Below are 24,303 nucleotides of genomic sequence, written 5' to 3' on the forward strand. Positions count from 1 at the left end.
CACGTCGATGCTGGTGAATCCGCCGTTGTTGAGGTCGGTATAGCTGGCGACCTGTGCCCGATCGATGACGAGGCTGACGGCGTTCGAATAGCCGGCGTCGGTGACGAGCCCGTAGCCGAGGCCCAGGACCAGCGCGCCGGTGCCATTGCCTTCCGCGACGAGCAGGTCGACGCGGCTGAGAAGGCCGGTCTGCCCGGCCGTGACGGAATGGGCCTGCATGCGGCCATGGCCGCCCGGCGCACTTGCGATCTGCGACAGCTGGATCGGATAGCCCCCGCCATCGAAGAAGCTGGATTGATCGATGACCGCAGCGGAGAGCGGCTGCGCGGCAAGCGCCGTCAAGGCGCCAACAAGCATTAACCTTTTCATATTCCCCCCTAAATTGCCCTGATGGCTGCCTACATGAGATATTGGCAGCCTTCAAGTCAACTTAGGGGGTAGCCGAGGGCCGCTGGTCAGCCGGCGGCCTTCAGCGAGCGCGAGTGGCGCTTGCGTTCGTGCGGATCGAGATAGAGCTTGCGGATGCGGATGGACTTGGGCGTCACTTCCACCAGCTCGTCCTCGTCGATGTAGGCGATGGCCTGTTCCAGCGTGAGCCGCTTCGGCGGCGACAGGCGCAGCGCATCGTCCTTGCCGGAGGCGCGGAAGTTGGTGAGCTGCTTGGACTTCAGCGGGTTCACTTCCAGGTCGTCGGACTTGGCGTTTTCGCCCACCACCATGCCGGCATAGATGGGCTCGCCCGGCACCACCATCAGCTCGCCCCGCTCTTCCAGATAGCCCAGCGCATAGCCCACAGCTTCGCCGGTTTCGGTGGAGATCAGCACGCCGTTCTGGCGGCCTGCGATCGGGCCCTTCCAGGGGCCATAGCGGTCGAACAGGCGGTTCATGATGCCGGTGCCGCGCGTGTCGGACAGGAATTCGCCATGATAGCCGATGAGGCCGCGCGAGGGGCCGGAGAAGCTGAGGCGCACCTTACCGCCGCCCGACGGGCGCATGTCGGTCATTTCCGCCTTCCGCATCGCCATCTTCTCGACGACGGTGCCGGAATATTGCTCGTCCACGTCCACGACGACGGTTTCATAAGGCTCGGTACGGTTGCCGGCCTCGTCCTTGTCGAAAATGACGCGCGGACGGCCGATCGACAGCTCGAAGCCTTCGCGGCGCATCGTTTCGATCAGCACGCCCAGTTGCAGTTCGCCCCGGCCGGCGACGTCGAACGAATCCTTCTCGTCGCTTTCGGTCACGCGGATGGCGACATTGCCTTCGGCTTCGCGCAGGAGCCGGTCCCGGATCATGCGGCTGGTGACCTTGGAGCCTTCCTTGCCGGCGAACGGGCTGTCGTTCACGGCGAAGCGCATCGACAGCGTCGGCGGATCGATCGGCTGGGCCGACAGCGGCTCGGTCACCGCCGGATCGGCGATGGTGTTGGCGACGGTGGCGACGGTGAGGCCGGCGATGGAAACGATGTCACCCGCCTGCGCTTCCTCGACGGGCACGCGCTCCAGCCCGCGGAAGGCGAGAATCTTGGTGGCGCGGCCATCTTCGACCACCTTGCCGTCGCGGTCGAGGGCGCGGATCGGCATGTTCAGCTTCAGCGTGCCGGTGGCGATGCGGCCCGTCAGGATACGGCCCACGAACTGGTCGCGATCCAGCAGCGACACGAGGAAGCTGAACGGCGCGTCGACATCGGCCACGGGTGCGCGGACATGATCAACGATGGTCTGGAACAGCGGCTCCAGCGTGCCTTCGCGCACATCGGTATCAAGGCCGGCATAGCCGTTGCGGCCCGATGCGAAGAGCACCGGGAAGTCCAGCTGCTCGTCGTTGGCGCCGAGCGCCACGAACAGGTCGAACACTTGGTCCAGCACTTCCTGCGGACGGCCATCGGGACGGTCGATCTTATTGACGACGACGATGGGGCGCAGCCCCAGCGCCAGCGCCTTCGAGGTGACGAACTTCGTCTGCGGCATTGCGCCCTCGGCGGCGTCCACCAGCAGGATCACGCCGTCCACCATGGAGAGGATGCGCTCCACCTCTCCACCGAAGTCGGCGTGGCCGGGGGTGTCCACGATGTTGATGCGGGTGCCTTCCCACTCGATCGAGGTGCACTTCGCCAGGATGGTGATCCCGCGTTCCCGTTCCAGATCGTTCGAATCCATCGCGCGCTCGGCGACACGCTGGTTGTCGCGGAAGGTGCCGGACTGGCGGAAGAGCTGGTCGACGAGGGTGGTCTTGCCATGGTCGACGTGGGCGATGATCGCCACGTTGCGGAGTTGCATGCGGGGGTTCCAGATCGGGAGGGAGTGTGGTTGGCGCGGCGCATACATGAAATGCCGCGCTGCAACAAGCGCGGCGACCCGAAGGCGATGCCGGATGGGGCGCGGTTGACTTTGCAAGGAGGGCGGGCCTATCGAAATCACCGGTGTCGAACAAAAGGCGGTGGGGCGCGGCAAGCGCTTCAACTGTCGCGGAAAACAGGCCCCGCCAACGGCCTGAAGGGACTTTCAGGTGGACGACGCGAACGGCATCCCGCACGAAGATGTGCCGCAGGGTGAAGACAAGCCGGCGGCCCCGCCGTCGCGCCGTCGCGGCGCATCGGCTTCGGCCGAATCCGCCGACGCCGCAACGCCTTCCCCCGCCCGCACCATCGGCGAAGCCCTGCGCCAGGCGCGCGAGGCCGCTGGCCTGACGCTGGCGCAGGTGGCGGAGCGCACCAAGGTGCGCCCCGGCATCCTTTCGGAAATCGAGGCGGACGACCACGACAAGCTGCCCGCGCTGACCTATTCGCTGGGCTTCGTGAAGGCCTATGCGCGCACCGTGGGGCTGGATCCGGCCGAGGCGGCCGAACGCTATCGGGTGGAAAGCCAGAAGGGCGACCCGGTGCCGACGATGGTGGACCTGCTGCCGCTGGAGGAGAAGCGCCTGCCCTCCCCCGCGCTGGTCGCCGGAAGCGTTGCGCTGCTGCTGCTGCTGCTGGGCGCCTTCTGGGCCTGGGGTGCGGGCTGGCTGACGCCGGCTGCGCCGCCGGTGCCGGAAACCCCCGTCGCCATGGCGGAGGCGGCGACCCCGTCCGATGAGGACCCCTCCGCCACGCCCGTCGCCGATCCCGCCGCCGCACCCCCGGCCGATCCGGCCGCCGCCGTCACGCTGACAGCGAAGGAAGAGGTGTGGCTGCGCATTTCCGACGGGCAGGAAACCCTGTTCATGGGCACGATGAGCAAGGGGCAGACGATGACCTTGCCGCAGGGCCGCGCCTGGACGCTTCGCACCGGCCGGGCCGGCGCGCTGGACGTGAAGGTGGGTGCAACCGCCATCCCGCCGCTGGGCGGCCCGGCAGAGCAGGTCCGCAACCTGTCGCTGAAGCCGGCGGACCTGCTGGCGCGCCCCGCGACGGGCGGCCTTGCCCCGGCCACGCCTGCACCGGCGCCGGGGCTGGCGCCGCCGGCCGCCGGGATCCGTCCGGTCGGCTGATTCAGCTTGCGGCAAGGCAGCCTGTGGCTGCACTGCGCCGGTAACCAGGCCGATGAGGACGGGAACTTCAATTCAGATGAACAGGCTTGCTCTTTCCGCCCTGCCCCTCGTGGCGCTTGCCACGCTGGCGCAGCCGGCCCACGCCCAGCCGGCGCCCGCCACGCAGGATCAGCTGCGACAGGTCGACAAGCGCGTGGGCGTGCTGGAAAGCCAGATGCGCGCCGTGCAGCGCGAGGTGTTCCCTGGCGGGGACAAGCGCTTCTTCGCGCCGGAGGTGGTGCCCGAGGCGCAGCCCGCCGCCCCCGCGCCGGGCACGCCCGCCACATCGCCGCTTGTGGACCTCACCCAGCGGGTGACGGCGCTGGAAACCCAGCAGCGCGCGCTGACCGGGCAGGTTGAGGAGCTGCAGTTCAAGCTGCGTCAGCTGGAAGGCGCGATGCAGAAGCTGGAGGCGGGCACCGTCGCGCGCTTCGATGCGCTGGAAGGCAAGGGCGCCGCGCCCGCAGGGCCGCAGCCCGACGCAGCCGCACCGGCCCCTCAGCCAGCCGCAAAGCCGCCCGCCGCCCTGCCGCCGGCGCGGACCCCGGCGGCCGCCCCCCCGGCAACCGCCCCGGCCCCCGCGCCCGGCGCCACCGCCGCGCCGTCGGCGGACCCGCTGACGGCGCAGTATGAGGCGGGTTATGCGCTGTACGAAAAGGGCGATTTTGCCGGGGCCGAGAAGGCGCTGAAGGCATTTGTGACGGCGAACCCGAAGCATGCGCGCGCTTCCAATGCGGCGTTCTGGGCTGGGCGGGCGCAGATGCAGCAGGGCCAGCCGGCCGACGCGGCCCGCACCTTCTATGCCGGATACCAGAACAGCCCCAAGGGACAGCGCGCCCACAACAGCCTGCTGTGGCTGGCGAAGGCGCTGCTAGAGACCAAGGGACCGAAATCGGCAAAGGCCGCCTGCGACACGCTGGACCAGCTGAACAAATCCTTCCCGGACCGGCTGACGGGCCAGTTCGCTGCCGATGCGGCCGCGACCCGCGTGCAGGCAAAATGCACGCCCTGACGCCCGCATGGGGGCTTTGACGCCACAGGTCTTCGCGGCCGAGGTGGCGCGCCTGTCCGGGCCGGGCTTTGGCCCCGATGCCCCTGTCGCGCTGGCGGTTTCAGGCGGCGCGGATTCGCTGGCGCTGATGGCGCTGGCGGCGGATGCCTTTGGCCCCAACGCCCATGTGCTGAGCGTCGATCACGGCCTGCGCGCCGAAGCGGCCGCCGAATGCGCGATGGTGGCGGGGCTGGCACAGGCGCTGGGGCTGCCGCACCGGACGTTGACGATTTCTGTGGCGACGGGCGGCGACATGCAGGCCCGCGCCCGCGCGGCGCGCTATGCCGCGATGGGCGACTGGTGCCGGGCGAACGGCATCAGCCGGCTGCTGACGGCGCATCATGCCGACGACCAGGCGGAAACGCTGCTGATGCGGCTGGCGCGGGGCAGCGGCCTTGCCGGGTTGAGCGGCATCCGGCCGCTGGCCTGCATCGATGGCCTTTCCGTGCTGCGCCCGCTGCTGGGCCGCCGCCGCGCGGAACTGGCCGCGATCGTGGCCGCGCGCGGGTGGACGCCGGTCGACGACCCCTCCAACCGGGATTCCCGCTTTGACCGTACGGCGGCGCGGCAGTTGCTGAATGGCGCGCGCTGGCTGAACCCCGGGCGGCTGGCCGCAAGCGCGGCGCATCTGGCAGAGGCCGAGGCGGCTCTGGCCTGGGCGGCGGAGCGCGCCTTTGCCACGCGGTCGGACCGCCGCGGCCCGGACCTCTGGCTGGATCCGGAAGGGCTGCCGGCCGAACTGCGCCGCCGCTTGCTGGCGGACGGGCTGCTTGCGTTCGGACACCGGGCGGACGGCCCCGCGCTCGCCCGGCTGCTGGCGCGGCTTGAGGCGGGGGGAACGGGCACGCTGGGGCCGGTGCAGGCCCGCGTGAAGGACGGGCGCTGGCGGCTGAGGCCCGCCCGCCCGCGCCGTTAAGGCAGGGCGGCGGCCACATCCTTTGCAAAGGCGGTGATGTCGAAACCGCTGCCGGCAGGATCGAAGCCGCGCCGCACGATCACCAGCTTCTGCGACGGCACCACGACCGCATATTGGCCCCGGTTGCCATAGAAGGCGTAGCTGCCCTGCGGCAGACCGTTGGGCAGCCAGATGGCGCGGCCATAGCCTTCGCCGCGCGCGGCAGGGGGCTGGGGGCCGACGGGGGTGGTGGCGTCCTTCACCCAGCCCTCCGGCAGCAGTTGCTGGCCGTTCCATTTGCCGTCGTTCAGATGCAGCAGCGCCAGCCGGGCGAGATCGCGCGCCGTCATCCACACCTGCGAGGACAGGATGGGATTGCCCTGCCAATCCCCCTCGATGGTGGTGCGCGTCATCCCCAGCGGCCATAGCAGATGGGTGTAAGGGAAGCTGGGCGCGGCTTCGCCCAGATCCGCCATCAGCGCGCGGGCCGCCAGCAGCGTATCATTGTTGGCATAGGCGAAGCGGGTGCCGGGCGCGGCCTCCAGCGGGGCGACGGCGGCGGTTTCCGCCACGGTGGAGCCCCCGAAATAGAGCGCGTCGGTGCGGTTGCCGGGGCCGTTGGTGAACAGGCCGGACTGCATCCTGAGCAGCTGATCCACCGTGATCGCCGCGCGCGGATCGCCGGCCGCACCCCATTCCGGCACATGGGCGGGCGCCATCGGATCGATCACGTTGAGCGCCGCCGCCCGGCCGATCAGCGCGGAGGTGAGCGACTTCGCGACCGACCAGGTGCGCTGCGGCGTGTGCATGCCGACGCCCCGCGCATAGCGTTCCGAGACGATGCGGCCATCCTTCACCACCAGCACGGCCGAGGTGCGCGCCGCCTGACCATATCGACCGCCTGCCACCGCTTCGGCCATGAGGGCATCGAGGGCCTTCTTCTGCGCAACAGGCAGGATCGCCGTCGCCTGCAGGTCGCCTTGCGGCCATGGCTGCACATCGGTGCGGAGGGGATCGGGGCCGCCGATCAGTTCGGGCGGCGGCATCACCTTGGCCGCATCGGCCCCAACGGGCAGCAGCGCGCAGCCCTGACCCGGCGTGAAGCGGGCGACGCGGGGCGGCAGCCCGGCATCGAAGGCGACGCTCGCCTGACGCAGCGGCACCGAGACGGCCGCCGACAGGCCAGCGATGTGCGGCTGAAGCTCCGGGTAGCCGCCCTGGAGATCGGTGGCTTCGATCCCGGCCTGGTTCATCCGGGCGACGAAGGTGCCGGAGCAGAGGAACAGCGCCTTCCATCCTGCCGCGAGCGCCAGCGTGCGCTGATCCGGCGCGGGCTGCGCCGATTGCGCCGCAGCGGGGGCGGCTGCCAGCAGAAGCGCTGCGGCTAGAAGCCGGCGTCGTCCGGCATGACGGTCCGGCCGGTCAGGCGCCGGTGCTCGCGGATGGCGAACCGGTCGGTCATTCCTGCCACATAGTCCCCCACGATCCGTGCCCGCCATGGTTCCTCCTCCGCCTCGCATCTGTCGCGCCAGCGGTCCGGCAGGGCGCCGGGATCCGCATGCAGCATCGAAAACAGCTCTTCCACGATCTGCTCGGCCGGGCCGCGAATGCGCTTCACGCTGGCATGCGTGTACATGGTGCGCATCAGATAGGCGCGCAGCGGCGCAAGCGCCTCCAGCATGGCGGGCGTGAACCCGGCCATCGCCTGCCCGGCGGCCCGGATCTCTTCCACCGAACGGGGCTGAAGCCCGGCTAGCCTGCCACGGGTTTCCGCCAGAAGCGAGTCCACCATCGCGCCGATCAGGTCGCGGACAAGCTGCGGCACCAGCCGGTTCAGCCGGGCCTCCCCCGCCCAGCGGGCCTTCACCTCGCGCCAGAGCGCATCGACAAGCGGCACCGCCGCGCACACGGCTTCCAGATCCAGCAGGCCCGCACGCAGGCCGTCGTCCAGATCATGGGCATTGTAGGCGATGTCGTCCGCCAGCGCGGCGACCTGCGCCTCCAGCCCGGCGAAGCTCTGCAGTTCCAGCGGCCATGCCCGATCCTGCGCGCGAAGCGCCCAGCCGGGCACGGCAACCGGGCCATTGTGCTTCGCCAGCCCCTCCAGCACCTCCCAGCTGAGGTTCAGCCCGTCATGCGCCGGGGTCCGCGCCTCAAGCAGGGAAAGGATGCGGATGGCGTGGCCGTTGTGATCGAAGCCGCCATAGGGCGACATCGCGCGCTCCAGCGCATCCTCGCCCGAATGGCCGAACGGCGGGTGGCCCAGATCATGGCCAAGGGCCACCACCTCGGCCAGATCCTCGTCGATCGCCAGCACGCGGGCGATGGTGCGGGCGATCTGCGCCACTTCCAGGCTGTGGGTGAGGCGGACACGGAAATGATCCCCGTCGGGCGCGACGAACACCTGCGTCTTGTAGCGGAGGCGGCGGAAGGCCGTGCTGTGGATCAGCCGGTCACGATCCCGCGCGAAGGCGGTGCGGATCGGGCTTGCGGGTTCCGGGAACAGGCGGCCGCGCGACCGGTCAGGATCCGTGGCGAAGGGCGCGCGCGACATGTGGCCCGGTCGCAAGGGCGGGCGGCCAAGTCAAGCGCTTCAAAAGCCGTCCCGCTCAGAAGCCGAGGCGGGCGAGGATCGTGGGGCCGATGATGAGGTTGGTGAAGCTCTGTCCGGGCAGGTTGCTGTCGGTGCGGTGCAGATCCGCCGTCAGCTGCATGTCGACCGCGTGCGAAAGCGGCAGGATGGCGCGCACGCGAAGCCGAGTGCGCAGCTGCCGTTCGCGGCCCGTCGGCCGCCAGTCGAAGCGGCGCCCCTCCACCTCTGTGCGCAGGTTCAGAACCCCCCGGCCCAGGGGGATGTTGTGGAAGGCCGTTGCCCCGATGCTGGTGCGTTCCGCGATGTCGATGGAGGCTTCCTGCCGCCGGGCATAGACATCGAGGAAGGTCGGCCCCGATGTGCGGCGCACGCCGGCGGAAAAGGTGTGCAGCGTCAGCAGGTGGGACTGGAAGGTGCCTTCATAGGCGCGCCATGGCTCCCACGCGACATAGGGAACCAGCCCCTCGCCCGGGGTTCCGGCCTCCAGCTCGAAGGTGCCGAACAGGGCCGAACTGTCCAGCCGGGCGTCCGTCAGCGAGGTGGGGGCGATCGCCCCGAATTCGGTGAACAGGCGAAGGCCGCCCAGCCGCCAGCTGCGCCACAGCGAGATATCGGGCGCGATGGTGACGGACGGCTGTGCACCGCTTTCGGCAAGATAGCGGTTCGTCCGCCAGTCGCCCGCGAAGCGCAGCTGGAATGTCCAGGGGGGGCGGGGGCCGGTGCGAAGATCCTCGTCCTCGGTTTCCGGCCCGTCCTGCCCGTAATCCTCGCGATATTCCTCTACCTGATCGACATCGTCGTCCAGATTCTGCGCCATCACGGGCGCCGCCAGGCAGCAGGCCAGGAAGGCGATCGACAGCCGGACCAGCATATGCGCGACAACCTCCCCGTTTCATGGCCTTATACGCCCCCGGGGTGGCTGTGCGTCAATCGATATGCGGGTTCAGCGCCCGAAGGCGCCGGCCGCCTTCAGCGCCTCCAGCTTCGCGGCATCATAGCCAAGGCCCGCCAGCAGCTCTGCGCTGTGCGACCCGGCCTGCGGGGCGGCGGCGGGCATTGCCGTAGGCGTGCCGGAATAGCGCGGCGCGGGCATCGGCTGTGTCATGCCGCCCACTTGCGCGAAGGTGCCGCGCTGCTTGTTGTGGGGATGTTCCGGCGCTTCGGCCATGGAAAGGACGGGCGCGAAGCAGACGTCCGTCGTCTCCATCAGCCGGCACCAGTGATCGCGCGGCTGGCTCTTGAACAGGGCGGTCAGCTTCGTCTTCAGCGGGCCCCACTGGCGCTGATCCATCTGGGCGTCGAAATCCGGATCGGCATCCAGCCCGGTCAGCTGGCGAAGCAGCGCATAGAATTGCGGTTCGATGGAGCCGATGGAGACATATTTCCCGTCTGCGCATTCGAACGTGTCGTAGAAGTGGGCGCCGGTATCCAGCATGTTCACGCCGCGCTCGTCCTGCCAGATGCCCATGCCGCGGAAGCCCCAGATCATCGCCATCAGCACGGCGGCGCCCTCTGTCATCGCGCAATCGATCACCTGGCCCTTGCCGGTGGCGCGGGCGCTGAGGATCGCGCAGACCATGCCATAGGCCAGCATCATGCCGCCGCCGCCGAAATCGCCCACCATGTTGATGGGCGGCGTGGGCTTTTCCCCGGCGCGGCCATAGGCGTGCAGCGCGCCCGCCAGCGCGATATAGTTGATGTCATGCCCGGCGGCGGGCGCGTAGGGGCCTGTCTGCCCCCAGCCCGTCATCCGGCCATAGACCAGCTTCGGATTGTCGGCGAGGAGGGTTTCCGGCCCCAGGCCCAGCCGCTCCATCACGCCGGGGCGCAGGCCTTCGAAGAAGCCGTCCGCACTCTTCACCAGATCGCGGACGACCTGGATGCCTTCGGGCGATTTCAGATCCACCACGATCGACTTGCGGTTGCGGCCCAGCACGGGTTCGGGCGCCTGCCGGCCGGGGCGGTCCACCCGGATCACCTCTGCGCCATGATCGGCCAGCATCATGCCGGCGAACGGCCCCGGCCCGATCCCGGCCATCTCGATGATCCGAACGCCTGAAAGCGGCCCTGCCATGTCAGTCTCTCCCAATTGATACCGGGCCTGCGTGGCGCGGGGGGCCGGGGGAATCAACCTGACGGTTGGGCGGGGTGCCCTCAGCCGCGCCCGCGATAGGGGGGCACGCCCTGATCGGGCAGCCACAGGCCTTCGGGCGGCGGGCCCGATTGCCAGAACACGTCGATCGGAATGCCGCCGCGCGGATACCAATAGCCGCCGATGCGCAGCCAGCGCGGCTGCATTTCATCGAACAGGCGGCGGCCGATGCCGACGGTGCAGGCCTCGTGAAAGCCGGCATGGTTGCGGAAGCTGCCCAGGAACAGCTTCAGCGACTTCGATTCGACGATGCGGGCATCGGGCGCATAATCGATCACCAGATGCGCGAAATCGGGCTGCCCGGTGACAGGGCAGAGCGAGGTGAATTCCGGCGCGACGAATCGGATCAGATAAGTGGCATCGGGGTGCGGATTGGGCGGATAATCCAGCACGGCCTCTGCCGGAGAGGCGGGCAGGCCGCTGGACTGGCCCAGATGTTTCGGTTCGAACGACATGCGCCCCAGATGGCGCCTGCGGCCGATGATTGGAAGAGCCTTGAAGCCCGCCGCCCATGCTGCTAAGGCCGCGCCCCTGCTGGTTTCGCCGCTTTAGCTCAGCCGGTAGAGCACATCATTCGTAATGATGGGGTCAGGTGTTCGAGTCACCTAAGCGGCACCAGTTTTCCTTTAATATCAATGACTTACGTTACCCCTATTCTGCCGCGGGGTTTTACCGCGGCGGTTCCGAGGCTTGTCGGCGATGCCCATCGCCGCATCCGGAACAGAGACTCTTCTGTCCACCTCAATACACCTCATGTGCCCGCTGATTCTCTGGCAGCCAATTTCGCGACCCCGACGATGCTCGCCCGCCAACCAGCTAACATACTGCTGCAACATAGCATTTCACGCACGCAATAATCTTGGGGTCGACTTTTTGTGTGACTTACTGGGCACCAGTATTTCCCAGGCCCTGAGATAACCCCGAGCCACCACAGGTTGGCGCACATTTGCTGCCCAATTTCAGTCGCTTGGCGGAAGCCCCAACGGGCCAACTTCAAACAGAGACAAATTCGTTCCGCCAAAACGCCGGTCGAGCAGCCAAAATCTCTCGGGTCCGCTTTCGCGACCCCGACGTTGCGTTTCGGGTGTTGGATTTGTTGGGGGCCGCGGCCCTAGCCGAACCCGAGCGCTTGCCGCTGCAACCCCCAGTCGAGCGGAACCCGCGATGCCTTCATCAGAGTCGTTCGGGTAAGCTTCTCGGGCTGCGTGCCTTCGAGGATACGGGTCAGGATGTCGGGCGCGAGGGTGCTGATGCGCAGCAGATCTGCTGCATGCTCCCGGCTGTAGCCAAGGCCGGAGGCGAGCTCGTCGAACGTCGACGCAGAGATGTCTGGGATCTGCTGACGGAGCGTGAGCGCCTGGACCACCAGCTTGATGAGCGCCGGATCCTTCCGGCAACTGTTGTCAGCACCACTTGGAGAGATGACCAGCTTCAGTTGCTTGCCGACCCGGACGCTGCCGATCGCAACCTCCACGACAATGGCGTCCGCTGTTGCAAGCGATGCGTGCAGCGGCTCGGGCTGCAACGAGATGGCGAGCGCGTCAGGCCGGACCTCGATGCGCTGGACCAGCCTTCGAACCTGCCTTCGGGCCTCGACGCTCGCCGGCGCAGCAAGCACCACGAACATGTCATCCCGCTCGGCCTGCAGAACCTCGATCTGATCCGCGCTGAGCTCTGCGTCATGGATCGCCGCCGAGACCACCCTGTCGATCGCGCTGCACAGCTGTTCGAACACCCGGCCTTCCAGATCGTTGGCACTGATGCGGAACACGGGCTGGGATGCAGTCTGCGGGTCATCGGTCTGGGAGACATAATAGCGGTATCGCTTCGTTCGCCTGCCGCCATGACTGGGGCTCATGCGGCGCCCGTGGCAGTCCCACACCAGGCTGGAGAGCAGACTGGGCTCGTCTGCATTGGTCTGGAACATCCGATCCACCCTGCCCTGCTCGATCTGCGTCTGCACACGATCGAACAGCTCACGCTCGATGACGGCCTCATGCTGGCCTGGATAGATCTGGTCCCGGAACGCGATCTCCCCGACGTAGATGCGGTTCTTCAGGATGGAGTAGATGGCGCCGCGGGTCATCGGGGCACCTCCCGTGGTGCGCCCGTGCTGGTTGACCCGGACCCTGCCGACGATGCCCTGCCGGGCCAACACCGTTGCCAGTTCCCGGCCCGATCCAAGCTCGAGGTACCGCTGGAACATGTGACGGACGAGATCGGCTTCGACAGGGTCGATGATGAGCTTGCGCTCTTCGACCCGATAGCCAAGCGGCACGACGCCGCCCATCCACATGCCCTTGGCCTTGGAGGCTGCGATCTTGTCCCGGATGCGCTCCCCGGTCACCTCGCGCTCGAACTGCGCGAACGACAGCAGAACATTGAGGGTCAGTCGGCCCATGCTGGTGGTGGTGTTGAACGACTGGGTGACCGACACGAAGCTGGCGCCCCTCGCATCGAGCACCTCCACGATCTTCGCGAAATCCGCAAGACTGCGGGTCAGGCGGTCGACCTTGTAGACGACCACTACATCGATCTTGCCGGCAGCAATGTCAGCGAGCAGCATCTTCAGCCCCGGCCGTTCCATCGAACCGCCCGAGAAGCCTCCATCGTCATAAGAGGCGGCGGCCGGGGTCCAGCCTTCATGGCGCTGGCTGAGGATGTAGGCAGCGCAGGCCTCGCGCTGGGCGTCCAGCGAGTTAAAATCCTGCTCCAGTCCCTCTTCGGTGGATTTGCGGGTGTAGATGGCGGAGCGCAGTTGCGTCCCTGCTCCGGTTTGGGGCCGCTCAGCCACTGGCCGCCTCCTTCGCGCCCTGCCGCGTCAGGCCGAAGAACCTGGGGCCGGAGAGGTGCGAGCCGGTGATGTCTCGGGCGATCTGGGAGAGCGATCGGTAGTGCCGGTCCCGATAGAGGTATCCGCCCTCCAGCACGGTCACATGGTGGCTGGCGCGGCCCCAGTCCCGCACCAGCCGTGTGCCGGGCTTGATGCGCCCAGCGGTTACGTTCACCCGTTCTGAGCCTGCCATCTGCCTGGCGAGGCGCGCCACCTCGCGGACGGTGGCTGGCGCCAACGCCTGCAAGCTTCTGAACGACGGGGGCACCGCCTCCGGCTGCGACAAGTCGAACGGCCTTGCCGTGCTGCTGAAGCTCCAGTCCATCACACTGCAACGGTGCGTTCAGATACTCGATTACAGCCTGTAGTCGACCGGCCTCGTGGATGAAGTCCCGTGGGTCGGCAGCGGCTTCGATGATACGGGGCAGAGTCTTTTCTGGCTCTTCGCCACGATTGATCTCCAGAAGACAGTCGGTGAGCGAGGGGACCCGCGAACCGATGACCTGGAAGTCAACATTGCAGTTGCGCATGAAGGAGCCGAGCTTGGCGGCGCTCCGGTAGATGCCGATAGGCTGCGAGTATCCAGTGCCGGACCCGCCCGTGATAACTTCGGCAAGAGCCTCGATGGACTGAGGGGAGAGGGGGAACGGCACGCAAACTCCTTTCGCCCGTACTGGTGGCGCATTCTTGCAACAGAGCGCTATGGGCGCTGCTACATAGGGGGGTGTGACGGGGAGGGATTGCACCTCCCCTACGGTCCTCCCGGCTCGTCGAACCATCCGACCTGTTGCTGTTGCTGGCATGAGTTCGCGCCCCCACTAGGGATCACAGGACCGTGCGCTTCATCACACCCGTCGAGGCAGTGGTTTGTTGCATGCTGATCTCCATTGTGAGGGCGATGCCAGGAATGACATCGATCTGGAACAATGTGATACTCAGCAGAGACGCGAACCATGCCACAACAGCCAAAAGGCGTTCAGGGATCGACTTTACCGCCGAACTGAAACCTCGGACACGGTATTGGATTCGTGGGTCTGTCGCAAGGCTACAGGCCGCCTACTATTCGAGAAATCCGAAGACACAATACTGGAAAATCCGGGGAGAGGTGAAAAAGAGTCCAGTGTCCCCTGATTTTGCCGGTCTCCTCCCCAGTCACGGTCAAAGCGCACGAAGCATCTGCCCACCGTTCGATCGGGCGTTCTTCATTCCCGGTCGCCCTCGATTGCGCCCGCCGCCTCCACCTTCAGCCCTGCGCCCCCGGTTCGGCTGACGATGGCGCGCTTCAGCTTGCGGGCGGTGGAGAGGTCTGCTGTGGACAGGCCGGTGATGTCCGCCAGCGCCTGATCGGGCAGGGGCGTGGGCTGGGCCCGTTCCATCGCCCGGCGGCGGCGATAGCTGCTGGCGAGCGTGGAGATCGCCAGCATCAGCACCAGCCCGGCGATCAGCCCCATCAGGGGCCGCATCCGCCGCACGAACAGCTCCAGCCCGGCGTCGATCTGCGCATCGGACTTGTTCAGCAGCACGCGGACCGCCTCTGCCGCGAAGGCCAGTTCGGTGTAGAGGATCGCGAACAGCACGAACCACATGAACAGGGTGAGCAGCACATCCCGCCAGACCACCAGCCGCGAATGCCGCCCGTCGGTGATCACCGGCGGCCAGTTTGCGAACGGATCCGTCACCGGAACCCCCTGTCCGGGCTGACCCAGGTGCCACGCACGCTGCCCGGCTTGCGGAACAGCACCTTCGGCACGGCGCGGATGGTGGTGAGCGTGGAGATCACCCAGAAGGCCAGCGGATACCAGATGATCCAGTAGAGCGATTTCACCATGTTCTTTTCATAGCGCTGTTCGACGAGGTGGCTGACGGCGGCCTGCATCAGATAGGTGACCGCCAGCACCGCGCCCCACCAGCTGGGCACCAGCGAGATGCCGGCATCGACGGCGGGATTGTCCCACCCCAGCCGGCCGGCGACATAGATCAACGCCCCGAACAGCATCGCATAGGACCAGATCACGCTGAGCACATAGTTCACATAGATGAGCAGCAGCCGCGGCTTGCGGAGCGTGAGCATGGCCCGGCCATAATCCAGCATCATCTGCACCCCGCCTTCGGCCCAGCGGACGCGCTGGTTCCACAGGCCCGACAGGGTTTCAGGCATCAGGATCCACACCATCACATTGGGCGCATAGACCACGCGCCACCCCGCCATCTGGATGCGCCAGGTGACGTCGATATCGTCTGTCAGCGTATGGGAAGACCACCAGCCCGCATCCGCGAGCGCCCGGCGGCGGAAGCCCGCGATCACGCCGGAAACGGTGAAGAGCGAGCCATAAGCCGTCTGCGCCCGCTTGATCAGCCCCACGATCGAGGAGAATTCGCCCACCTGCAGCCGCCCCAGCAGGGTGGAGCGGTTGCGGATGCGGGGGTTGCCGGTGATCGCGCCGATATCGTCGCGCAGGAAGTTGTAGGCCATCCAGCGCAGCGCATGGCGATCCAGCAGGGCATCGCCATCGATGCACAGCAGCAGTTCGTGGTGCGCCAGCAGCGCGCCCGTGTTCAGGGCATTCGCCTTCCCGCCGTTTTCCGCCAGGTGGATCACCCGCAGGCGCGGCAATTCGGCCGCGAGCCTGTCGAGGATGGCGCCGGTATCATCCCGGCTGCCGTCGTTGATGGCGATCACCTCGAAATCGGGATAGTCGACGGCGCAGGCCGTCGTCAGCGTTTCGATCGCCGTTTCCGATTCATTGTAGCAGGGCACCAGCACCGAAATCGGGGGGTAGCGATCCAGGGGCGGCGGATCGGTCTGGGCGCGGAAATCCTTCTCGCGCCACTTCCAGTAGAACAGCCCGCCCGCCATCCAGTACCAGGCCATCACGAACGGATAGGCGAAGCAGAACAGCGGCAGGCCGATGATCAGGATTTCAAGCAGCCGGTCCATCAGGGCACATAGGGGAAGGTTGCGGACGACAGGAAGGGCGCAAGGCGCGCCGCGGTCGCCGGATCAAAGGGACAGGTCAGGAAGGCGGTGGCGCCCGCGCGCTGGGCCTCTCGCACGGCGGCCCGCTGCCCGGCGGGGGTGCCGCCCGGCACCGCCAGCACCACGCGCCCGCTGTTCGCGGGGGCCATCCACCCGGCGCCCGCAAGCGCCGCCGTGCCGGGGCCGTCCGTCTGCAGCCGCCGCTCGGCCGTGGGGGCGGGGCCCCATTGCCCGGCCGTCAGCAGGCTGAGCCTGGGATCGATCGCGGCCGCCGGTGCGAACAGGCGCACGGCCCGATCCCCGGCCGCCTGCCGCGCCGCCCGCAGGTCGGCAGGCGACGGGGCTGACGCGGGCGGCTGTTCGGCATGTGCGCCGCCCGCGATGACCAAACCGTCGATGGGCGCCGCCTTTGCCGCACTTGCGGCGAGCCCGGCGAGCGCCGCATCGTCGAGATGCGGGTGCCCGGCCGGCAGCCGGGCATAGACGTTCACGCCCGCCCGGGTGGCGAACTGCCGGGCCGCGCGGCCGAAGATGTCATCCGATACGGGCAGCACCGCATTGGGCAGCCAGGCCGATTGCATCCCCTCGCCGCCGGGGCCCAGATCCAGAACCACGCCCGTCGGCCCCAGCGCCCGAACCGCTTCCACCATCTGCCCAAGTCGCTGGTCCTGCGCGTCCCCGGAGAGGCCCGCCAGCGGCGATATATCCACGCAGGCAAGGCGAACCGTTTCCGCCCGGGCCTGCGGGAAGCCCAGATTGAAGGCGATCACCCCCAGCGAGGGATCCTGTGTCGGATAATAGCGGTGCAGCTCCATCGGGCGGGTGACGTCCGCCAGTTCGGGCTCCAGCGTGAGGGCGAACTCATAGCCGGCCGCCCTCGCCTCCTCCGCGGCCGGACCGCTGAAGCGCCCGAACGGCCAGACGATGGCGCGCGGCGGCACCCCGGTTTCGGCGGCGATCCGATCCCGCGACCGGATCAGGTCGGCCCGGATCCGGGCGCGATGCGCAGCGTCGTCCTCGTACCGGCCGGTCGCCGGATCGAAGGCCCAGCTTCGGTCTGCGGGCCCCGTATTCCCCTGCGGCGTCGTCTGCACCACCCGGTGCATGTCGTGGGTGTGGCTCGCCATCTCCACAAGGCCCGACGCCTTCATGCGGCGAACCTCGTCCCAGCTGATGAAATGCGCGCGCGGAACGGGCGTGCCGCCGAAATCCACGGTGCCGCCGGCAGGCACGTCCAGCCAGCCGCTCACCAGCCCCAGAACCGCCGGATAATTGTAGGCGAGAAGCAGCGGATAGACGCGATCGTGGAAGCTTTTGTAGCCATCGTCGAAGCTGAGCAGGATGGCCCTGGGCGGCAACGGCGGCCCGCCCTGCCCCGCCGCCGCGACCTGCGCCAGCGAAACCGGCGTCCAGCCCTCGGCCTTCAGCCAGTCGAAGAAATCAACGAGGCTCTGCGCGGTGACGGCGTCGCCCACGAGATCGGCCGGGCTGTCGACCACGTCGTGAAAGGCGATGGCCGCAAAGCGGGTGCCGCCATCCGGCGCCTCCGCCATCAACGGCCCGGCCACCAACAGCAACAGAAGGATCAGCAGCGTCCGCATCAGAATCTCTGCCTCAATCCCGCGTTCAGCGCGATCCCCCGTTCCGCCGCGCCGTCGTAGATGCGGCGATCGATCGTCAGGCCATAGACGAATTCGGTCCACGGATCGCGGCGCCAGCGATGTTCGTAGCGGGCGACGCCGATCCAGCCGGCGTCGAACCCCTGCTGGTCATAGACGCCGAATTCCACGGAAAAGGCCTGAACGAAACTCCGCTCATAGCGCCGCCAGCCGACATGCTGCCCCGACAGCCCGAAGCTGGCGGAAAAATCGGATTCGGGCGCGAAATAGGGCCCGCCCGGCCGGCTGTTGCGCGAGGCGTAGAGATCGGCCCGGCCCGTCAGGTCGAAATGGGGGCGGGCCAGCAGCAGGGTCGTGGTGCCAAGGCCTGCCGACAACCGGTCATTGCCATCGGAATAGGCGAGCAGCCCGCCCGAGGCGAAGACGGACAGCCGCTCGTCGCGGCGGAAGCGGATTGCGGCGTTCAGGCTGTCTGCGCGGATGCCATAGTGAAGCGCCCTCAGCGGTGTCTGCCGCGAGAAAGTCTCCCCCTCGGCGTCGAGCGTCCACTTGTCGCCCGCCTCCCACGAAAGGGACGCGCCGATGCTGGCGCCGCCGGTTTTTCCCCACGACTCCGCCGCCCAGGCCGACGCCGCGACATCGGCGCCGCGCCAGGCGACGCCGCCACCGGCCCGCCCGCGCGAGACATGGCCTTCCACCGGCTCCGCCTCGGCCCACTGGAACAGGCCGAACAGCCTGAGCCCGCCGCCCAGATCCGGCGTCTCGAGGCGGCCGTCTGCCGCCCATTCGCGGCCCAGCCCGTTCAGGCCGCCGCCCTGGTTGAACACCGGGCTGACCCCCACCTCCAGCCCCCAGCCGCGCGCAGCGCGCACATCCCGCGCCAGCCGCGCGACGCGGGTGTTTTCCGGCGCGATGGCGGCCAGCGTGTCGGCCTCCCGCTGCGCCTCTGCCAGCCGGTGCCGCGACAGCGCGGTTTCCGCGAGCCCGATGCGGGTGACAAGGCTTTCCGGATCGAGGCTGGCGGCGATCTCCGTTTCGGCCTCGGCAGCCCTGGGCCAGCCGCGCGCGGCCAGCGCCCCCGCATAGGAGCGCCGCAGCGAGGCATTGGCCGGCGCGCCTTCGGCCAGCGCGCGGACGCGATCGAAGCCGGGCGCCACCTGGTTGCTCCACAGGCGAACTTCGCCCGCCAGCGCTGCTGCATAGACATGTTCGGGATAGGGCTTCGCCTTTGGCCCGCCAGCGGGGCCGGTGAACCGCGGGGTTTCGGCCAGGATCGCATCGGCCGCAGCGATGGCCTCATCCAGCCGCTCCGCCTCCACCAGCGAAAAGACACGGCCATAGCGCGCCTGGATATTGCCGCGATCCTGCGCAAGCACCCGATCATAGGCGGCCAGCGCATCCGCCGGCCGGCGCATCGCCAGCAGGGCATCGGCATAGGCCTGGTCCGCAAAGGCGGGCAGCGGCTGCAGGGCACCCCCTTCCGCCACCACTTCGGCCATGCGCACCCGGTCCCTCAGCGCGATCATTCGATCCAGCCGCACCCGGCGCACCAGCGCCGGATCGGCTGCCGGGTCTGCGCCCAGCCGCGCCAGCAGCGCATCGAGATCGGCCAGCGCCCGGTCCGTCCCCTCGAACCGGCGCGCGGGATCATCGTCGCGGACTTCCGCCCCCCAGCGCGTGCGCGCCGCCGCCATGTCGGCGGCCCGCCGATCCGAGACGCCGTCCAGCGACGCTGCCCCATGCGGGCCGCGCTTCCGGTCCAGCAGGCCGGCGATGCTGGCGCGCACGTCCGCGTCGCCGGGTCGAAGCCGAAGCAGCTCGCCATAGGCCCGCATCGCAGCCCAGTCGTCGCCGCCGCGCTGATGGGCATAGGCCTCTGCCGCGAGCCGTTCGTCTGCCGGAAGCGGCACGGCATGCGGCGCGGACAGGATCGCGAGCGCCTCGGCAGACCGGCCCTGATCCGAAAGGATGAGCGACAGCGTGAGCGGCCAGACGGGATCGTCTGATGCGGACAGCCCCTTGCGCGCCAGCCCCTCGGCCTCTGCCGGTCGCCCGGCGTCGCGCGCGGCCCGTGCCTGCGCCAGCAGCGGATCAACGGGCGCAGACATGCCCGGCGCAGACAGGAACAGCCCCGCCGCACCGGCCAACACCAAGACGCCCTGCCTGACCATATCCCCCAGCACATCGGCACAGAATCATGTTCCTGCCAAGCTGTCGATTCCCCGGCGGCAGGGAGGCGCGGATTTCCTGCCAGGCCGCGCGGACCAGCGCGCGGCGTCCTTGCTAGGCCGCGCGGACCAGCGCGCGGCGGCGACGATCGAAGCTGGACGGGATGTTCATCGCCTCGCGGTATTTGGTGACGGTGCGGCGGGCGAGATCATAGCCGTCCTTCTTCAGCGCCTCGACCAGCTTGTCGTCCGACAGGGGCTTCAGCGGCTCTTCCGCCTCGATCAGGGCCTTCAGCCGCTGGCGGACCGCCTCTGCAGACGCGTCCACCCCGCCATCCGCGCTGTGGATCGCGGTGGTGAAGAAATATTTCAGTTCGAACACGCCGCGATCGCAGGCGAGATACTTGTTGCTGGTCACGCGGCTGACGGTCGATTCATGCATGTCGATCATGTCCGCGATCTGCCGCAGCGTCAGCGGCTTCAGATGGGCAACGCCCTTTTCGAAGAAGGCCTGCTGCTCCTCCACCAGCGCGATCGCCACCTTCATGATCGTGGTGGCGCGCTGGTCCAGCGCCTTCATCAACCAGTGGGCCTGGCTGAGGCAGCTGTCCAGGAACTGGCGTTCGGGCCTGGCGCGGGCGGCTGGCTTTCCGGTCGCGTGGGCGGCGATGCGGGCCTGATACTGGCGGTTGACGATCAGGCGCGGCAACGTGCCGCTGTTCAGCTCCACCGTCCATCCGCCGCGCGCGGTGCGGCGGACGAAGATGTCGGGCACGATCGCCTGCGTGCTGCCGCTGCCATAGGCAAGGCCCGGCTTCGGGTTGTAGCTCCGCAGCTCGCGCAGCATGTCGGCCAGGTCCTCGGCATCCACGTCGCACAGGCGGCGCAGCTGGGCGAGATCGCCGCGCGCGACGAGTTCGAGATTGTCGATGAGGGCGGCCATGCAGGGATCGTAGCGATCCGCTTCCTTCGCCTGCAGCGCGATGCATTCGGCGAGATTGCGGGCGCCGACGCCCGTCGGCTCGAACCCCTGCACGATGTCCAGCGCGCGCAGCACCTGCGCTTCGTCGATCCCCAGCCGCTCCGCGATCTCGGCGCAGCTTTCCGTCAGGTAACCGGCCTCGTCGATGAGGGAAATGATGTGGAGCGCAACGGGCAGCACGGCGGGGGCAAGGCCCATCGCCTGCCGCTCCAGATGTTCGGCAAGCGTGATGTCGTCGGCTGCGACCTGGTCGAAGCTGAACTCCTCGCCGGCCTCCGCCGGCCGGCCGCTGTCCGCGATGCTGTCGTGGTGGAAGCGTTCCTCCACATAGTCCACGTCCAGGTCGTCGCCGTTGTGGGCATTGCCCTCCGCTGCGAGCTGGGTGTCCATCTCGGCCGGGTCATTGTCTGCCGGGGGCGCGGCCTCGTCCGCGGTGTCCGCCGGGCCTCCATCGCCATCATCCGCCATTTCGAGCAGCGGATTGCGTTCCAGTTCGGACGCGATTTCGGCCTGAAGCTCGAGATTGGAGAGCGTGAGCAGCTTGATCGCCGCCTGCAGCTGCGGCGAGATGACCAGCGTCTGGCTGGTCCTGAGATCAAGGCGGGGCCCCAGCGCCATGAGGAGCCCTAGAGGCTGAAATCCTCGCCGAGATAGACCCGGCGGACGGTTTCATCCCTGACCAGCGCGTCGGGCGTGCCTTCGAACAGCACGCGGCCGTCATAGATGATGCAGGCGCGATCGACGATTTCCAGTGTTTCGCGGACATTGTGATCGGTGATCAGCACGCCGATGTCGCGATCCTTCAGATGGCTGACAAGCGTGCGGATGTCGGCGATGGAGATGGGATCGATGCCGGCAAAGGGCTCGTCCAGCAGCATGATCGACGGGCTGGCGGCGAGCGCGCGGGCAATCTCGCAGCGGCGCCGTTCCCCGCCCGAAAGCGCCATGGCGTTGGCCGAGCGCAGGCGGGCGATGTTGAATTCGCCCAGCAGCTGTTCCAGGCGGGCGGCGCGGGCCGTCGGATCGGGTTCCGAGACTTCGAGGACGGCGGAGATATTCTCCTCCACCGAAAGGCCGCGGAAGATGGAGGTTTCCTGCGGCAGATAGCCAAGGCCGAGCGCGGCCCGACGATACATGGGAAGCCGCGTGATATCGACGCCGTCCAGCAGGATGCGCCCCTGATCCGGGGCGGCAAGGCCCATGATGGAATAGAAGCAGGTGGTCTTCCCGGCGCCGTTGGGGCCGAGCAGGCCCACGACCTCGCCCCGGTTCACGCTGAGCGAGACATCCCGCAGCACGACGCGCTTGTCATAGGATTTGCCGATGGAGACGACCGCAAGCCCGGAATCGCCCGGCCGTTGCACCGCGCGGGAAAGGGTATCAGCATCTTCTGCGAGCGTTGCCAGAGGAGGGCCCTTTCCTGCTTTGCCACAACCAGTGCCAGTTTCCATGGCACTTGGCCCGAAACTTGCTGGCAGTGAAGTTACCGGTTCAGGCAGGCAGGTTCAAGGCAGACGGCGGTTAATGGCTCCGAATTGGCGGATTTGTCCAAGGTGGGGCCTTCGCGGAAACCGACGGGCCCGAACGCAATAGGGCGGGCCCCGGGGGGCCCGCCCTCTGCCTGACCGGCCGGAGAGTTGCCCCTCCGGCGCTGCCAGCCGTTCAGCTTAGCAGCTGTAGTACATGTCGAACTCGACCGGGCTGGGCGTCATTTCCCAGCGCGCCACATCTTCCATCTTCAGTTCGATGTAGCTGTCGATCTGGTCGTCGGTGAAGACGCCGCCCTTGGTGAAGACCGCGCGGCCCTTGTCCAGTGCGGCCAGGGCTTCGCGCAGGGATCCGCACACGGTCGGAACCTTCTTCAGTTCCTTCGGCGGAAGGTCATAGAGGTTCTTGTCCATCGCGGCGCCCGGGTGGATCTTGTTCTCGATCCCGTCGAGGCCGGCCATCACCAGCGCCGAATAGGCGAGATAGGGGTTCGCCATGGCATCCGGGAAACGCACTTCCACGCGGCGGGATTTCGCGCCCGAGCCATAGGGAATCCGGCACGAGGCCGAGCGGTTGCGGCTGGAATAGGCCAGCAGCACCGGCGCTTCATAGCCCGGCACCAGCCGCTTGTAGCTGTTGGTGGTGGGGTTGGTGAAGGCGTTGCAGGCCTTGGCGTGCTTGATGATGCCGCCGATGAAGTAGAGCGCCGTTTCCGACAGGCCGGCATAGCCTTCGCCCGCGAACAGGGGCTTGCCCTTGGCCCAGATCGACAGGTGGGTGTGCATGCCCGAGCCATTATCTTCCTTGATGGGCTTGGGCATGAAGGTTGCCGTCTTGCCATAGGCCTGGGCGACCATGTGGACGACATATTTGTAGATCTGCATGCGGTCGGCCGTCTGCACCAGCGTGCCGAACTCAAGGCCCAGCTCGTGCTGGGCGGCGGCGACTTCATGGTGGTGCTTGTCGCACGGCAGGCCCATGTCCAGCATGGTCTGCACCATTTCGGCGCGGATGTCGGTGGCGGAATCCACCGGGGCCACGGGGAAATAGCCGCCCTTGGCGCGCGGACGGTGGCCGAGGTTGCCCTCTTCATAGGTTCGGCCGGTGTTGGTCGGCAGCTCGATGTCGTCGAAGCTGACGAAGCTGCCGTTGTAGGACTGGCCGAACTTCACATCGTCGAACATGAAGAATTCGGCTTCCGGGCCGACATAGACGGTGTCGCCGATGCCGGTGCCCTTCAGATAGGCTTCGGCGCGCTTCGCGGTGGAGCGCGGGTCGCGGCTGTAGAGTTCGCCGGTGGAGGGCTCCACCACGTCGCAGAACAGAACGCCCATGGGCGTGGCGCTGAACGGATCGATGTAGAAGGCGTCCAGATCCGGCTTCAGGATCATGTCGCTTTCGTTGATCGCCTTCCAGCCGGCGATGGACGATCCGTCGAACATGAAGCCTTCCTCGAGGTTGTCTTCATCGATCACGCGCTTCGCCATCGTCAGGTGCTGCCACTTCCCCTTCGGGTCGGTGAAGCGGAGGTCGATCCACTCGATCTCCTTTTCCTTGATCTGCTTCAGGATATCGCTCGGCTTGGTACCCATGTGTGTCCTCGCTAGGTTGAATCTGGACGGATATCGGATGCGGCTGGCGGGAAATCTCAGATCGCGTCGAGATCGGTTTCCCCGGTGCGGATGCGGATCGCCCTGTCGATGGTGGAGACGAAGATCTTCCCGTCCCCGATGCGGCCGGTGCGGGCGGCGGTGGCGATCGCCTCCACCACGCGATCGACCTGGCCGTCGTCCACCACCACTTCCAGCCGCACCTTCGGCAGGAAGTCGACGATATATTCGGCGCCGCGATACAGTTCGGTATGCCCCTTCTGGCGGCCGAAGCCCTTGGCTTCCGTTACGGTGATGCCCGACACGCCGATGTCGTGCAGCGCTTCCTTCACTTCATCCAGCTTGAACGGCTTGATGATCGCTTCCACCTTCTTCATGATTTCGGATAGCTCCCACGATGGCAGGGTGCAGGCCCCGTTCAGCCC

21 protein-coding genes and 1 tRNA gene are annotated in these 24,303 nt (G+C 67.7%); 5 read left to right on the top strand and 17 right to left on the bottom strand.

Annotated elements, in window-relative coordinates; all coding sequences use genetic code 11:
• Together ACE3O8_RS06485 and typA are read right to left on the bottom strand one after the other, a co-directional pair.
• Window positions 1–342: hypothetical protein (locus tag ACE3O8_RS06485; RefSeq protein ID WP_374387983.1), on the bottom strand; the 342-nt coding region annotated here is incomplete at its 3' end.
• 113 nt (window positions 343–455) lie between these two features.
• Window positions 456–2,279 carry a translational GTPase TypA gene (gene typA / locus ACE3O8_RS06490; protein WP_374387985.1) on the bottom strand — a complete coding sequence of 608 codons (1,824 nt, stop codon included), beginning with the start codon at window positions 2,277–2,279 and terminating at the stop codon, window positions 456–458.
• A gap of 229 nt (window positions 2,280–2,508) precedes the next feature.
• On the opposite strand from typA, the gene ACE3O8_RS06495 reads away from it, so the two are divergent.
• From ACE3O8_RS06495 to tilS, 3 genes are all read left to right on the top strand, one after another.
• Window positions 2,509–3,471, top strand: a complete 963-nt coding sequence (locus ACE3O8_RS06495) for a helix-turn-helix domain-containing protein (protein ID WP_374387987.1) — start codon at window positions 2,509–2,511, stop codon at window positions 3,469–3,471.
• A gap of 76 nt (window positions 3,472–3,547) precedes the next feature.
• The gene (locus ACE3O8_RS06500) at window positions 3,548–4,522 is read left to right on the top strand and encodes a tetratricopeptide repeat protein (protein ID WP_374387989.1); all 975 of its coding nucleotides are present in this window, start codon (window positions 3,548–3,550) and stop codon (window positions 4,520–4,522) included.
• Between the two features lie 16 nt (window positions 4,523–4,538).
• The gene (gene tilS / locus ACE3O8_RS06505) at window positions 4,539–5,477 is read left to right on the top strand and encodes a tRNA lysidine(34) synthetase TilS (protein WP_374387991.1); all 939 of its coding nucleotides are present in this window, start codon (window positions 4,539–4,541) and stop codon (window positions 5,475–5,477) included.
• Here the strand turns inward: tilS and ACE3O8_RS06510 are convergent.
• From ACE3O8_RS06510 to queF, 5 genes are all read right to left on the bottom strand, one after another.
• Window positions 5,474–6,709, bottom strand: coding sequence for a serine hydrolase domain-containing protein (locus ACE3O8_RS06510; protein WP_374387993.1), 1,236 nt, complete (start codon window positions 6,707–6,709; stop codon window positions 5,474–5,476). The two genes, tilS and ACE3O8_RS06510, sit on opposite strands and share 4 nt — an antisense overlap.
• Window positions 6,710–6,840: 131 nt before the next feature.
• The gene (locus ACE3O8_RS06515) at window positions 6,841–8,010 is read right to left on the bottom strand and encodes a deoxyguanosinetriphosphate triphosphohydrolase (protein ID WP_374387995.1); all 1,170 of its coding nucleotides are present in this window, start codon (window positions 8,008–8,010) and stop codon (window positions 6,841–6,843) included.
• Between the two features lie 55 nt (window positions 8,011–8,065).
• Window positions 8,066–8,920 (bottom strand): hypothetical protein, encoded by an 855-nt coding sequence (locus ACE3O8_RS06520; RefSeq protein WP_374387997.1) that lies wholly within the window; start codon window positions 8,918–8,920, stop codon window positions 8,066–8,068.
• Window positions 8,921–8,992: 72 nt separating this feature from the next.
• Complete coding sequence (locus ACE3O8_RS06525; protein ID WP_374387999.1) at window positions 8,993–10,123, bottom strand: CaiB/BaiF CoA transferase family protein; 1,131 nt, start codon at window positions 10,121–10,123, stop codon at window positions 8,993–8,995.
• An 80-nt stretch (window positions 10,124–10,203) separates the two neighbouring features.
• Window positions 10,204–10,656 carry a preQ(1) synthase gene (gene queF, locus ACE3O8_RS06530; RefSeq protein ID WP_374388001.1) on the bottom strand — a complete coding sequence of 151 codons (453 nt, stop codon included), beginning with the start codon at window positions 10,654–10,656 and terminating at the stop codon, window positions 10,204–10,206.
• A gap of 87 nt (window positions 10,657–10,743) precedes the next feature.
• On the opposite strand from queF, the gene ACE3O8_RS06535 reads away from it, so the two are divergent.
• Window positions 10,744–10,819 (top strand) — tRNA-Thr (locus tag ACE3O8_RS06535).
• A gap of 493 nt (window positions 10,820–11,312) precedes the next feature.
• On the opposite strand, the gene ACE3O8_RS06540 is transcribed toward ACE3O8_RS06535, so the two are convergent.
• Both ACE3O8_RS06540 and ACE3O8_RS06545 read right to left on the bottom strand, forming a co-directional pair.
• Window positions 11,313–12,995: a recombinase family protein gene (locus tag ACE3O8_RS06540; protein ID WP_374388003.1), complete on the bottom strand. Its 1,683-nt coding sequence runs from the start codon at window positions 12,993–12,995 to the stop codon at window positions 11,313–11,315.
• Window positions 12,988–13,227 (bottom strand): DUF2924 domain-containing protein, encoded by a 240-nt coding sequence (locus tag ACE3O8_RS06545; protein ID WP_374388004.1) that lies wholly within the window; start codon window positions 13,225–13,227, stop codon window positions 12,988–12,990. The genes ACE3O8_RS06540 and ACE3O8_RS06545 overlap by 8 nt, the downstream gene beginning before the upstream one ends.
• Before the next feature lie 31 nt (window positions 13,228–13,258).
• Here ACE3O8_RS06545 and ACE3O8_RS06550 point away from each other — a divergent pair, with 31 nt between their 5' ends.
• Entirely contained in the window at window positions 13,259–13,402 is a 144-nt protein-coding gene (locus tag ACE3O8_RS06550; protein WP_374388006.1) for a hypothetical protein, read from the top strand.
• Between the two features lie 834 nt (window positions 13,403–14,236).
• Here the strand turns inward: ACE3O8_RS06550 and ACE3O8_RS06555 are convergent.
• The 8 genes from ACE3O8_RS06555 to ACE3O8_RS06590 form a co-directional block, all read right to left on the bottom strand.
• A complete protein-coding gene (locus tag ACE3O8_RS06555) occupies window positions 14,237–14,713 on the bottom strand; it encodes a hypothetical protein (protein ID WP_374388008.1) in 477 nt (158 codons plus the stop codon).
• Window positions 14,710–15,972, bottom strand: coding sequence for a poly-beta-1,6-N-acetyl-D-glucosamine synthase (gene pgaC, locus ACE3O8_RS06560; RefSeq protein WP_374388010.1), 1,263 nt, complete (start codon window positions 15,970–15,972; stop codon window positions 14,710–14,712). The genes ACE3O8_RS06555 and pgaC overlap by 4 nt, the downstream gene beginning before the upstream one ends.
• Window positions 15,972–17,612 (bottom strand): poly-beta-1,6-N-acetyl-D-glucosamine N-deacetylase PgaB, encoded by a 1,641-nt coding sequence (gene pgaB, locus ACE3O8_RS06565; protein WP_374388012.1) that lies wholly within the window; start codon window positions 17,610–17,612, stop codon window positions 15,972–15,974. Before pgaB ends, pgaC begins: the two co-directional genes overlap by 1 nt.
• Window positions 17,612–19,780, bottom strand: coding sequence for a poly-beta-1,6 N-acetyl-D-glucosamine export porin PgaA (pgaA, locus tag ACE3O8_RS06570; RefSeq protein WP_374388014.1), 2,169 nt, complete (start codon window positions 19,778–19,780; stop codon window positions 17,612–17,614). The genes pgaB and pgaA overlap by 1 nt, the downstream gene beginning before the upstream one ends.
• Before the next feature lie 133 nt (window positions 19,781–19,913).
• Entirely contained in the window at window positions 19,914–21,398 is a 1,485-nt protein-coding gene (gene rpoN / locus ACE3O8_RS06575; RefSeq protein WP_374388016.1) for an RNA polymerase factor sigma-54, read from the bottom strand.
• 8 nt (window positions 21,399–21,406) lie between these two features.
• Window positions 21,407–22,144, bottom strand: a complete 738-nt coding sequence (lptB, locus tag ACE3O8_RS06580; RefSeq protein ID WP_374388018.1) for an LPS export ABC transporter ATP-binding protein — start codon at window positions 22,142–22,144, stop codon at window positions 21,407–21,409.
• A gap of 303 nt (window positions 22,145–22,447) precedes the next feature.
• Window positions 22,448–23,860, bottom strand: coding sequence for a type I glutamate--ammonia ligase (gene glnA, locus ACE3O8_RS06585; protein ID WP_374388020.1), 1,413 nt, complete (start codon window positions 23,858–23,860; stop codon window positions 22,448–22,450).
• Between the two features lie 56 nt (window positions 23,861–23,916).
• The gene (locus ACE3O8_RS06590) at window positions 23,917–24,255 is read right to left on the bottom strand and encodes a P-II family nitrogen regulator (RefSeq protein WP_374388022.1); all 339 of its coding nucleotides are present in this window, start codon (window positions 24,253–24,255) and stop codon (window positions 23,917–23,919) included.
• Window positions 24,256–24,303: the final 48 nt, after the last annotated feature.

The sequence above is a fragment of the Sandaracinobacter sp. genome (assembly GCF_041909755.1).
Lineage (GTDB): Bacteria > Pseudomonadota > Alphaproteobacteria > Sphingomonadales > Sphingomonadaceae > Sandaracinobacteroides.